Below are 12676 nucleotides of genomic sequence, written 5' to 3' on the forward strand. Positions count from 1 at the left end.
GAGATTTCTTCACTACTAATCTTAGTATGTTTTTAGTTCAGAATGGTAGGAATTTTCTCACAATTTTGGTATAATAGGACTATTAGAAAATATCGAGGAGACAAACATGTCAGTTAAAATTGCTTTACTTGGATTTGGTACAGTAGCCAGTGGTGTACCATTCTTGTTAAAGGAAAATGGAGAAAAAATTGTTCAAGCAGCACATTCAGAAATTGAAGTAGCCAAGGTTTTGGTCAAAGACGATCAAGAGAAAGCCCGCTTGCTTGAAGCAGGAAATGATTTTAATTTTGTAACAAATATCGATGAAATCTTGTCAGACAAAGACATCACGATCGTTGTTGAGTTGATGGGGCGTATCGAACCTGCTAAAACATTTATCACTCGTGCTTTAGAAGCAGGGAAACACGTCGTGACAGCTAACAAGGATCTTTTGGCAGTCCATGGTGCAGAATTGCTTGAGGTTGCAAAAGCTCACAATGTTGCCCTATACTACGAAGCAGCTGTTGCAGGAGGAATCCCAATCCTTCGTACCTTGGTTAACTCACTAGCATCAGACAAAATCACACGTGTTCTTGGTGTTGTGAACGGAACATCTAACTTTATGATGACCAAAATGGTAACAGAAGGCTGGTCTTATGAAGATGCTTTGGCAGAAGCCCAACGACTTGGCTTTGCTGAGAGCGACCCAACCAATGATGTTGACGGTATTGATGCAGCCTACAAGATGGTCATCCTCAGTCAGTTTGCTTTTGGGATGAATGTCAAGTTTGAAGATGTGGGTCACCAAGGAATTCGCAACATCACTCCAGAAGATGTGGCAGTAGCTCAAGAACTTGGTTATGTTGTGAAATTAGTTGGTTCTATCGAAGAAACAGCTTCTGGTATTGCTGCTGAGGTTACGCCAACCTTCCTTCCTAAGACTCACCCGCTTGCAAGTGTTAATGGTGTTATGAATGCAGTCTTTGTAGAGTCTATCGGTATCGGCGAGTCTATGTACTATGGACCAGGTGCTGGTCAAAAACCAACTGCAACAAGTGTTGTGGCTGATATTGCCCGCATCGTTCGTCGTCTGAATGATGGAACAATTGGAAAAGCCTTTAATGAATACAACCGTCCAGTAGTCTTGGCTAAGCCAGAAGATGTCAAAGCTAATTATTATTTCTCAATCTTGGCTCCAGATTCAAAAGGTCAAGTCTTGAAATTGGCTGAGCTCTTTAATGCAGAAGATATTTCCTTCAAGCAAATCCTTCAAGATGGTAAGCAAGAAGGCAAGGCTCGTGTTGTTATCATCACTCATAAAATCAACAAGGCGCAACTTGAAACTATTACAGCAGCTTTGAAGGGTGTAGCCGAGTTTGAACTTCTCAACACCTTCAAGGTTTTAGGAGACTAAGATGAAGATTATTGTACCTGCTACAAGTGCCAATGTGGGTCCTGGTTTTGACTCGGTTGGCGTAGCTGTAACTAAGTATCTAGAAATTCAGGTTTGTGAGGAACGTGAAGAATGGATGATCGAGCACCAATTAGGCAAATGGATTCCACGTGATGAACGTAATCTTTTGCTGAAGATTGCTCTACAAATTGTTCCAGACCTCCAACCTAGACGTTTGAAGATGGTCAGTGATATTCCGCTTGCGCGTGGGCTAGGTTCATCGAGCTCGGTCATCGTTGCTGGGATTGAATTAGCAAATCAATTAGGGAACCTAAAATTAACGGATCACGATAAGTTGCAATTGGCGACTAAGATTGAAGGACATCCTGATAATGTTGCACCTGCTATCTATGGAAATCTCGTAATTGCTAGTTCGGTAGAAGGTCAGGTTTCAGCAGTTGTGGCGCCTTTTCCAGAGTGTGCCTTTCTAGCCTACATTCCAAATTATGAATTGCGTACTCGAGATAGTCGTGGTGTCTTGCCCAAGAAACTTTCTTATAAAGAAGCTGTTGCAGCAAGTTCTATCGCCAATGTAGCGATTGCAGCCTTGCTGACTGGAGACATGGTCAAAGCAGGACAAGCTATTGAAAGTGATCTTTTCCATGAGCGTTACCGTCAAGATTTGGTGCGAGAATTTGCGACCATAAAAAAAGTTGCCAAGAGAAACGGTGCTTATGCGACCTACTTGTCTGGTGCTGGTCCGACTGTTATGGTCTTGGCTGATCCTGACAAGATGCCTAAAATTAAGGCTGAGCTTGAAAAGCAACCTTTCAAAGGCAAGCTTCATGATTTGCAAGTAGATACACAAGGCGCTCGCGTCGAAGAAAAATAAACAGAACAATAGGATGGGGAAACTCTCTATTAGAGGGCTTCCTGTCCTTTTTTTGAAAATGAAATATGGGATATGAAATGATTCCCAGTTTTGTCGACCGACAGAAGATCAAGGAGGATTTGAAATGGCAGAAATATATTTAGCAGGTGGTTGCTTTTGGGGCTTGGAAGAATACTTTTCACGTATTTCTGGAGTGCTGCAAACAAGTGTTGGTTATGCCAATGGTCAAGTTGAAACTACCAATTATCAATTAATCAAAGAAACAGATCACGCAGAGACAGTGCAAGTCGTCTACGATGAAAAGGTGGTATCGCTTCGTGAGATTTTACTCTATTATTTCCGAGTTATCGATCCCCTTTCTGTCAACCAACAAGGAAATGACCGTGGTCGTCAGTACCGCACAGGGATTTATTACAAAGAAGAAGCAGATCTACCAACGATCAATACAGTAGTTCGCGAACAAGAACTCCTCATCGGTCGTAAAATTGCGGTAGAAGTGGAGAAACTACGTCACTATATCTTGGCTGAAGACTATCACCAAGACTATCTCAAGAAAAATCCTGGTGGCTATTGCCACATTGATGTGAGAGATGCGGAGAAACCACTGATAGACGCTGCTAACTACGAAAAACCGAGTCAGGCAGATTTAAGAGAAAATTTGTCAGAAGAGTCTTATAGAGTTACCCAAGAGGCAGCGACGGAAGCTCCCTTTAGCAATGCTTATGACCAAACTTTTGAGGAAGGAATTTATGTCGATATCACGACTGGTGAGCCCCTCTTCTTTGCCAAGGATAAGTTTGCCTCAGGCTGTGGTTGGCCAAGCTTTAGCCGTCCTATTTCCAAGGAACTCATTCATTATTACCAGGACTTGAGTCATGGTATGGAACGTATCGAAGTTCGTTCACGTTCGGGTAATGCTCACTTGGGACATGTCTTTACAGACGGACCTCAGGAACTAGGTGGTTTACGCTATTGTATCAATTCAGCATCCGTACGATTCATTGCTAAGGATGAAATGGAAGAGGCTGGTTATGGCTACCTGCTTCCATATTTGAATAAGTAAAAAGATGGTGGTTTTTCCACCTTCTTCATTTTGGAAATAGAAGGGACACATGAAACACTTACTTTCTTACTTTAAACCTTATATAAAGGAGTCTTTCCTAGCGCCCTTGTTTAAGTTGCTAGAAGCCGTTTTTGAACTCTTGGTTCCCATGGTGATAGCTGGGATTGTCGACCAATCTATCCCCCAAAAAGATCAGGGTCACCTCTGGATGCAAATGGGTTTCCTCTTTGTTTTTGCGGTTATCGGCGTTTTGGTAGCCTTAGTTGCTCAGTTTTACTCAGCCAAGGCAGCAGTAGGATTTGCCAAGGAGTTGACCAATGACCTCTATCGTCATATTCTTTCCTTGCCCAAGGATAGTAGAGACCGTTTAACGACCTCGAGTTTGGTGACGCGTTTGACTTCAGATACCTATCAGATTCAGACAGGGATCAATCAATTTTTACGCCTATTTTTAAGGGCTCCCATTATCGTCTTTGGAGCTATATTTATGGCCTATCGTCTCTCGCCTGAATTGACCTTCTGGTTTTTGGTCATGGTTGCCATTTTGTCCTTTGTCATTGTCGTGTTATCACGCTTGGTCAATCCTCTCTATAGTATTTTGAGAAAGAAAACAGACCAGCTGGTTCAGGAAACACGCCAACAGATACAAGGGATGCGCGTGATTCGTGCCTTTGGCCAAGAAAAACGAGAAATCGAGAACTTCCAAGTACTCAATCAAGTCTATACAGCTATCCAAATGAAAACAGGCTACTGGTCAACTCTCTTGACCCCCTTGACCTATTTGATCGTTAATGGAACTTTGCTGGTGATTATCTGGAATGGTTATATTTCTATCAAGGGAGGCTGGCTCAGTCAAGGTGCCTTGATTGCTTTAATCAACTACCTCCTGCAAATATTGGTAGAGTTGATAAAACTAGCCATGCTCATTAATTCACTCAACCAGTCCTATATTTCTGCCAAGCGGATTGAAGAAGTCTTTGCTGAAGAACCTGAAGATATTCATTCTGAGATTCAAGTGGGAAAAGTGTCTGGGAATCAAGTTTTACATGTTCATCACTTGAGCTTTACCTACCCAGATGCTGCTCAACCATCCTTGCGAAATCTTTCTTTTGCTATGCAACAAGGACAAATTCTTGGAATCATCGGGGGGACTGGTTCTGGTAAGTCAAGTTTGGTACAGGTCCTACTTGGCCTTTATACGGCAGATAAGGGAAGCATTTCCCTTTATCGAGATGGACGTAGTCCTCGCAATCTTTCTGAATGGCGTTCCTGGATGGCTTATGTTTCTCAAAAGGTTGAACTCTTTAAGGGAACCATTCGTTCTAACTTGACTCTGGGTATGGAAGAAACAGTCTCTGACCAAGAACTCTGGCAGGCTTTAAAAATTGCCCAAGCCAAGGATTTTGTCAGTGATAAGGAAGGGCAGCTGGACGCAGAGGTCCAAGCAGGTGGTCGTAATTTCTCAGGTGGGCAAAAGCAACGTTTATCGATTGCCCGGGCAGTCTTGCGTCGAGCACCATTCCTCATCTTGGATGATGCGACTTCGGCTCTTGATACCATTACTGAGTCCAATCTTCTGAAGGCTGTTCAAGATAAGCTACCAAACACCAGCTTGATCTTGATTTCCCAACGGACTTCGACTTTGAAGATTGCTGATCAAATTCTCCTTTTAGAGAAAGGGGAGCAATTAGCGCTTGGAAATCATGAGGAATTGATGGAGACTAGCCAAGTCTATCGTGAAATCAATGCATCCCAACATGGAAAGGAGGACTAGAATGAAAGGCAAACATGCAAGTCAAACCCTTAAACGATTAGCAAAAGATTTAGCTGGCCATCCCGTCCTTCTTTTCCTGGCTTTCTTGGGTACCATTGCTCAGGTAGCCCTATCAATCTATCTGCCAATCTTGATTGGACAGGTGATTGACCAAGTCCTAGTCAATGGTTCAACTCAAGCATTTTGGCAGATTTTCCTCCAGATGATTTTGGTGGTCATTGGGAATACGCTGGTACAATGGGCCAATCCTCTCCTCTATAATCGAGTGATTTTCTCCTATACTAAAGATTTGCGCGAAAAAATCATTGAAAAGCTCCATCGACTTCCGATTGCCCTGGTAGATAGACAAGGTAGTGGGGAAATGGTCAGCCGTGTAACGACAGATATCGAGCAGTTGGCAGCGGGTATGAATATGATTTTCAACCAATTTTTTATAGGAGTTTTGATGATTTTGGTCAGCATCCTTGCTATGCTCCAAATCCATCTATTGATGACTCTCTTGGTTCTGCTCTTAACACCTCTATCTATGGTCATTTCACGCTTTATCGCTAAGAAATCCTACCATCTCTTTCAAAAGCAGACAGAGACTAGGGGGATTCAGACTCAGTTGATAGAAGAATCGCTCACCCAACAGAACATTATCCAGTCCTTCAATGCTCAGGAAGAATTTATCGAGAGACTTCATGAGGCAAATGACAACTACGCAGGTTATTCTCAGTCGGCTATCTTTTATTCATCGACAGTCAATCCTTCCACCCGTTTTGTCAATGCCCTTATTTATGCACTACTAGCTGGTGTTGGAGCCTTGCGCATCATGGCGGGTTCTACTTTGACGGTTGGGCGTTTAGTGACCTTTTTGAACTATGTGCAGCAGTATACCAAGCCTTTTAACGATATTTCATCAGTCTTAGCCGAGTTGCAAAGCGCCTTAGCTTGTGCAGAACGTGTTTATGCTGTTCTAAAAAGTCCAGAGGTTACAGAGACTGGTCTTAAAGAATTGAACAGCGACCAAGTCAAGGGAGCTATTTCCTTTAAACATGTTTCTTTTGGTTACAATCCTGAAAAGATCTTGATTAAGGACTTATCTATCGATATCCCAGCTGGTAGTAAGGTTGCCATCGTTGGACCAACAGGTGCTGGTAAATCTACCCTTATCAATCTCCTCATGCGTTTTTACCCGATTAACTCAGGGGATATTTTGCTAGACGGTCATTCCATTTATGACTATACTAGAGCATCCTTGAGGCAACAATTTGGGATGGTGCTTCAAGAAACGTGGCTCAAGCAGGGAACCATTCATGACAATATTGCCTTTGGCAATCCTGATGCTAGCCGAGAGCAGGTCATTGCAGCAACCAAGTCAGCAAATGCGGATTTCTTTATCCAACAATTGCCACAGGGTTATGATACCAAGCTTGAAAATGCAGGTGAATCCTTGTCTGTAGGTCAGGCTCAGCTCTTAACCATTGCCCGTGTCTTTCTAGCCATTCCTAAGATTCTTATCTTAGATGAAGCGACTTCATCCATCGATACCCGAACAGAGGTCTTGGTTCAGGATGCCTTTGCCAAACTCATGAAGGGGCGGACAAGCTTCATCATTGCCCACCGTTTATCGACCATTCAAGATGCTGATTTGATTCTTGTCTTGGTCGATGGAGATATTGTCGAATATGGCAATCATCAGGAACTCATGGCGAGAAAAGGCAAATACTATCAAATGCAAGAAGCAGCGGCTTTTAGTCCAGAATAGACTTTACCTAGTTTCTTAAGCAAATACAAAGTAAAAGTTGCCTTCGGGTGACTTTTTTGTTACAATAGCTAGAAAAATTATCCAGTATGAATACTTATATAGAAAAGGAGCCTAGGGATGAAAGTCTTTCAGCATGTAAATATCGTGACTTGTGACCAAGATTTCCACGTCTATTTGGATGGTATCTTGGCTCTTGAAAATTCTCAAATCGTCTATGTCGGTCAGGAAAATCAAGAGATTCTTAAACAAGCAGATCAAATCATAGACTGTCAGGGTGCCTGGATTATGCCTGGCTTGGTTAACTGCCATACTCACTCTGCCATGACAGGCTTGAGAGGCATTTGTGATGATAGCAATCTCCACGAATGGCTAGAGGACTATATTTGGCCGGCAGAAGCAGAGTTCACACCAGATATGACCACAAAGGCTGTCAAAGAGGCGCTAACAGAGATGCTCCAATCAGGAACGACAACTTTCAATGATATGTATAATCCCAATGGTGTGGAGATAGAGAAGATTTATGAAGCGGTCAAGGCCTCCAAGATGCGTTGCTATTTTTCTCCAACCCTCTTTTCTTCAGATGTGGAGATGACTGATGAGACTATAGCAAGAACACGGGCTGTTATCGAGACAATCAAAGGATATCGGGATCCCAATTTCAAGGTCATGGTGGCCCCTCATTCGCCCTACAGTTGTAGTCGAGAATTGTTAGAAGCTAGCTTGAACCTAGCAAAAGAAGAAGATATTCCACTCCATATCCACGTTGCAGAAACAAAAGAAGAGTCAGGGATTATCCTGAAACGTTATGGTAAACGTCCAATAGCCTTTCTAGATGAACTTGGGTATTTAGATCATCAGGCTGTATTTGCTCACGGTGTGGAGTTAAATGAAGCAGAGATTGCCCGCTTGGCAGATTCGAAAGTCGCTATCGCCCACAATCCTATCAGCAACCTTAAACTAGCCTCAGGGATTGCCCCAGTCATCCAACTTCAAAAAGCAGGAGTGCCAGTCGGTATTGCGACTGACTCAGTTGCTTCTAACAATAACCTGGATATGTTTGAGGAAGGGCGGACTGCAGCACTCTTGCAGAAGATGAAGAGTGGTGATGCCAGCCAATTTCCAATCGAAACTGTCCTCAAGGCCCTGACGATCGAGGGTGCTAAGGTGTTGGGAATGGAAGATGAGATTGGTAGTTTGGAAATCGGCAAGCAAGCTGATTTTCTCGTTATTCAACCCCAAGGCAAAATCCATCTCCAACCTCAAGAAAACATGCTTTCTCACTTAGTTTATGCTGTCAAATCCAGTGATGTTGACGATGTATACATCGCAGGTGAGCAAGTTGTGAGAGCTGGGAAGGTACTAACAGTAGATTTGTAAGTGATACTCTTTCTAATTTTTTAAAGCTAGGTCGGTGTTGTCTTGACCTAGTTTAGTATAACGTGTTCATTGAGTGAGTATTTATTGTCCATGATGCTCTTGGATGCATAGAAAAGAGAGTGGGACAGAAATCGGTAATTCGTTAGAATTCGATTTCGTCGTCCCACCTACGCACAGTTGAGTAGGGCTGTAAAAGCTGATGAAATCAGCGTAGTAGAGCCCACTCAACCACTGCGTCTTGCACGACAATCCAAAGACAATTGAGAGGCTAGGACTTTTGTCCCAGCCTCTTTTGTTGTATCATATTTAATTTGAATATTTTTGAGAAGGATAAAGACCTCTATCCTCTTTTAATCTTAGAACGAACTAAGTCAAGCGCATAATGAAGTGTTTTATCTTTGATAATAAAGAGTGTGATAGCGTAATAGATGCCACAAGCTGCGATTGTAGAAAGAACCATGCTAATCATCTTCATCGTAACTTCATAGCTATGAACTTGGAAGAGGGTTTTAAAAACATAATAAATTGGGATGAAACCAAGTGACACGATTGTGTAGCGAGCCAGAGTTGTAAAAATTTCTCTCAAATCCAATAGTTTGTGCTTCTGAATAAAGCTAATTTCTAGCAGTACCACGATTGATTCAGCTATAATGGTTGTTCCAATGTAGTATTCAGGACTAAAGATATTATTGAAAAGGAGTAGTGAGTTTAGGACTACATTGACACCGCCACCGATAAAGTAGAAAGCAGTCAAACGATTTTCATGGTCATTAATAAAGATAATCTGTTTTCCAAGGATTAATTCGATAGCCCAGATAATGGTACGAAAGGCAAAGATACTCGTTACGATTCCTGCTTCTAGATATTTCTCAGAAGAGTAGATAACTGTAGCATAGGTTCCCAAAACCATAATACCAATACTGGTAGGAACCATGAGGAAGTAAAAGAGGGATGCGCCCTGATTGACCAAATTTTTATAAGAAGTAAAATCTTTTTTTCCTAGATAATAACCAAGTCGTGGGATGCTGACGTTGATAGCTCCACTAAGGACACTAGCAATCAGCATAACGATACTGGAGGCAATGGTGTAGTAGGAGATAAAATTCTCATCAGGTCCTTTAGTTATGAACATACGGTCTAGCAAGGTATAGAGCATATTAGCATTTGCTAGAAGGAGCATGGTTAAGAGAGGTTTAGATGACTTGAGAAGTTCGATGAACTCAATCTTGACAAAGGAGACCTCTCGTTTAATCCAGAGGAAGCTGAGCAGATAGTTGATGATAGTTGTTGCACTCATGATTGTGGCATAAGGGACGATATCATCAGGTGTCTTAACGAAGGCAAAGATAGCCACTAACATTCCAATACGAATCACTAGTGTTTTATAAAGGATAAAAGAATAGTTCTCGTAGGCTTCATTCATCCACTCGATATTCAGAAATTGGAAGAGAGCTTGGATTCCAAGGATATAGTAAAGGATTTTCAGATTGACAATACTAGTATCAAAATGAATAAAGAGGAAATAGATAGCTGTTGTCAGAATTGAAGTAATGACTGAGATATAGAACAACTTAGAAAAGACATAATTGATCTTATTCTTATCATCCTTAACCTTACTGATAGCTCGAATCCCATAATTATAAATCCCAAAGGCGGCGAGTGGAATGACAAAGCTCGCCCAAGTATTGGCAGTGTTGAAGTAACCGTAATTGGATTTACTAAGAATCCGCGTTAGATAGGGATTAGTAATCAAAGGAAAAACGATATTTAAGATATTGACCAGCAAGCTAGCCAAAGCATTAACTTTTATATTTTTCATGAAACTTTCTTTCTTACATTCTAAAATAGATACTAGTATTATATCACATTCCAACGCCATTCTTTTGATAAAATCTGTGAAATCTTGTATAATAGATAGAACTGAAAGTATGAGGTTATGAACTATGAAAATGAAACAAATCAGTGATACGACATTAAAGATCACCATGTCTTTAGAGGATTTGATGGATCGAGGGATGGAAATCGCAGACTTTCTCGTTCCACAAGAGAAAACAGAAGAATTTTTCTACGCAATTTTGGATGAACTAGAAATGCCAGACAGTTTCTTGGACACAGGTATGCTTAGCTTCCGAGTGACTCCAAAGCCTGACAAGGTTGATGTCTTTGTAACTAAGTCAAAGATTGATCAGAATTTGGACTTTGAAGATTTGGCAGATCTTCCTGATATGGATGAGTTAGCTAAAATGTCTCCAGATGAGTTTTTGAAAACCTTGGAGAAAACTATGGCAGAAAAAACTAAAGACGATATTGAAGCCATTCAATCTTTAGAACAGGTTGAAAAGGAAGAGGAAGCAGCGCTTGATGAAGCCCTCGAAGAAGAAGGAAAAAGAGAACCTTATATCTACTACATCCTACGCTTTGACAACTTAACTAGTTTGGTTTCTTTTGCCAAAACAGTTACTTATCAAATGGAGACTTCAGAGCTTTATAAGATGAACGACCAATACTATCTAACAGTCTTGGTTGATGTAGAAGATTATCCAAGTCTTTATCCAGCTTGGTTATTGGCTCGTATGCGGGAATTTGCTGATGATAGTGATATCAGCCGTTCGGTTCTACAAGAATATGGTCAAGTGCTCATCAATCATGATGCGGTTCAAGGACTCCAAAAAGTTTAATAGAGAAAAAGACAGGGAAGGAGATCTTCTCTGTTTTTGTTGTAAATTTTAGATTTTTGAAAAATTGGATTCAGTTTGTATTTAAAAATCTGCCATAGTATAATTCGAGAGTGAAATTAAAGGTTATGCATCATTTCATGAAAGTTTTCTGATATGATTAAAGATTAATACAAGGTAGAAAAAAAGTCCAAAAAATTAAACAAAGTAGTAGCTTTAATGGAAGAAATGGGGTAGAATGATAGAAGTTGCTTTTCGGTAGTTTAGAATCGAATCAACTGACAAATCTTTTAGGTGTAAATGTTGTTACAGCAACGATTTTACTAAACTATTATATTTTTTTTGTTTTCAAAGTATAATTTTAGTTTATATTTGAAAATAGATAAAATTTGAATCAGTTTTTGAAAAGAGCCCTCATATAGTTTTTGAGTCCTAGCAAATGGACCCCTATCTTTTCCAACCTTGCTAAAATTGATGAAAAACGATATGATAGAATGAAAAAAAGCGAGGTGAAATATGGACCAAAGACGGATTCAAATAGAAACACAGCAGATTCTTGAAGATGTACTAGACAAGGCTTCTTTACAGGAGGGAGCACTATTTGTCTTGGGTTTGTCTTCGAGTGAAGTGCTGGGAGGACACATCGGAAAAGATTCGAGTCAGGAGATTGGTGAGCTAATCGTCAAGACAATGTTGGAGCTGTTGACGGCTAAGGGGATTCACCTAGCTGTTCAAGGTTGTGAACATGTCAATCGCGCTCTAGTTGTTGAACGAGAAGTGGCTATAAAATATCAGTTGGAGATTGTAAGTGTACTCCCGACCTTGCATGCAGGAGGTTCTGGTCAATTGGCCGCCTTTCGCTATATGAAGGATCCTGTGGAGGTCGAATTTATTAGAGCAGATGCTGGTTTGGACATCGGAGATACTGCTATTGGGATGCATATCAAACATGTTCAGGTACCCATTCGACCAGTCCTAAGAGAGATTGGTCATGCTCATGTAACGGCACTTGCAAGCCGACCAAAACTCATTGGAGGAGCGCGTGCTCAATATCCAATAGATCACATTAGAAAGATTTAAAATGAAAAACAGAAAAATGCAGTTTGATAAAGTCATCAAATACTCTATTCGGAAGTTCTCAGTTGGTGTAGGTTCTGCAGTTATCGGGACATTTCTTTTGGGAGCGAACAACTTTTTAGTTGAAACTGTTGCAGCTAACGAAGTAGCGACACCTAGCCAAGTTCATTACCGTTATTTGGCTGAACAGGAATTGACAGAAGCAGAAAAAGCTTTGATCCATCGCGAACTCCCTTCAGATTTAAAACAAGATGATGTTGTCTATCTTGTTTACAGAAAGAAGGAAGTGAATTCTCAACAATTGCCTAACACTGGAAGCAAGGAGTTGGCATTGGCAACTCTCGGTTTTGCAACAGCGTCTATGGTTGTCGTTGTGATGTCTAAAAAACACCGCAATAAAATGTTGGGTATTCTCTTTATTGGAGCTCTAGGTGGTAGTTACTTTATCCCTCAGTCAGCTCAAGCATTTGAGAATAAAATCTTAGTGTCCTACAACCAAACGATTGCTGCAAGTAGTCAAGAGGACTTAGCCAAAGGTGTCATTCAGATCGAAGGATACGAATACGTAGGTTACTTTAAAGCATCAGATTTCCAAGAACAACCAGAACAAATTGCTACTGCTAAGGGAACGCAAGAAGCAGGCCATGAAGGTGAATCTCTGATTCAACCAGAATTGCCAGCTTACACAGGTGAGAT

The 12676-nt window shown here is 41.0% G+C and carries 10 protein-coding genes; 9 read left to right on the forward strand and 1 reads right to left on the reverse strand.

The window, feature by feature from the left end; genetic code table 11:
* The first annotated feature begins 106 nt into the window (after window positions 1-106).
* The 6 genes from HMPREF2837_RS05380 to HMPREF2837_RS05405 all read left to right on the forward strand — a co-directional run bounded on the left by HMPREF2837_RS05380 (window position 107) and on the right by HMPREF2837_RS05405 (window position 8228).
* Window positions 107-1393, forward strand: coding sequence for a homoserine dehydrogenase (locus tag HMPREF2837_RS05380; RefSeq protein ID WP_049548803.1), 1287 nt, complete (start codon window positions 107-109; stop codon window positions 1391-1393).
* Window position 1394: 1 nt separating this feature from the next.
* Window positions 1395-2264 carry a homoserine kinase gene (gene thrB, locus HMPREF2837_RS05385; RefSeq protein ID WP_049548804.1) on the forward strand — a complete coding sequence of 290 codons (870 nt, stop codon included), beginning with the start codon at window positions 1395-1397 and terminating at the stop codon, window positions 2262-2264.
* 124 nt (window positions 2265-2388) lie between these two features.
* Window positions 2389-3327, forward strand: coding sequence for a peptide-methionine (R)-S-oxide reductase MsrB (msrB, locus tag HMPREF2837_RS05390; RefSeq protein ID WP_049548805.1), 939 nt, complete (start codon window positions 2389-2391; stop codon window positions 3325-3327).
* A gap of 49 nt (window positions 3328-3376) precedes the next feature.
* Window positions 3377-5101, forward strand: coding sequence for an ABC transporter ATP-binding protein (locus tag HMPREF2837_RS05395; protein WP_075230722.1), 1725 nt, complete (start codon window positions 3377-3379; stop codon window positions 5099-5101).
* A gap of 1 nt (window position 5102) precedes the next feature.
* On the forward strand, window positions 5103-6851 hold the full coding sequence (locus HMPREF2837_RS05400; protein WP_049548807.1) for an ABC transporter ATP-binding protein: 1749 nt from the start codon (window positions 5103-5105) through the stop codon (window positions 6849-6851).
* A gap of 117 nt (window positions 6852-6968) precedes the next feature.
* Window positions 6969-8228 carry a TRZ/ATZ family protein gene (locus HMPREF2837_RS05405; RefSeq protein WP_049548808.1) on the forward strand — a complete coding sequence of 420 codons (1260 nt, stop codon included), beginning with the start codon at window positions 6969-6971 and terminating at the stop codon, window positions 8226-8228.
* A 340-nt stretch (window positions 8229-8568) separates the two neighbouring features.
* Here HMPREF2837_RS05405 and HMPREF2837_RS05410 read toward each other — a convergent pair whose 3' ends face one another.
* A complete protein-coding gene (locus HMPREF2837_RS05410; protein ID WP_049548809.1) occupies window positions 8569-10047 on the reverse strand; it encodes an oligosaccharide flippase family protein in 1479 nt (492 codons plus the stop codon).
* Between the two features lie 124 nt (window positions 10048-10171).
* On the opposite strand from HMPREF2837_RS05410, the gene mecA reads away from it, so the two are divergent.
* The 3 genes from mecA to HMPREF2837_RS05425 all read left to right on the forward strand — a co-directional run.
* Complete coding sequence (gene mecA / locus HMPREF2837_RS05415; RefSeq protein WP_049548810.1) at window positions 10172-10906, forward strand: adaptor protein MecA; 735 nt, start codon at window positions 10172-10174, stop codon at window positions 10904-10906.
* Window positions 10907-11419: 513 nt separating this feature from the next.
* Window positions 11420-11983 carry a TIGR01440 family protein gene (locus HMPREF2837_RS05420; protein WP_049548811.1) on the forward strand — a complete coding sequence of 188 codons (564 nt, stop codon included), beginning with the start codon at window positions 11420-11422 and terminating at the stop codon, window positions 11981-11983.
* A gap of 1 nt (window position 11984) precedes the next feature.
* A partial coding sequence (locus HMPREF2837_RS05425) for a YSIRK-type signal peptide-containing protein (protein ID WP_148131819.1) occupies window positions 11985-12676 on the forward strand: 692 nt, incomplete at its 3' end.

Origin of the sequence: Streptococcus sp. HMSC071D03, assembly GCF_001812125.1 — a bacterium.
Lineage (GTDB): Bacteria > Bacillota > Bacilli > Lactobacillales > Streptococcaceae > Streptococcus > Streptococcus pseudopneumoniae_N.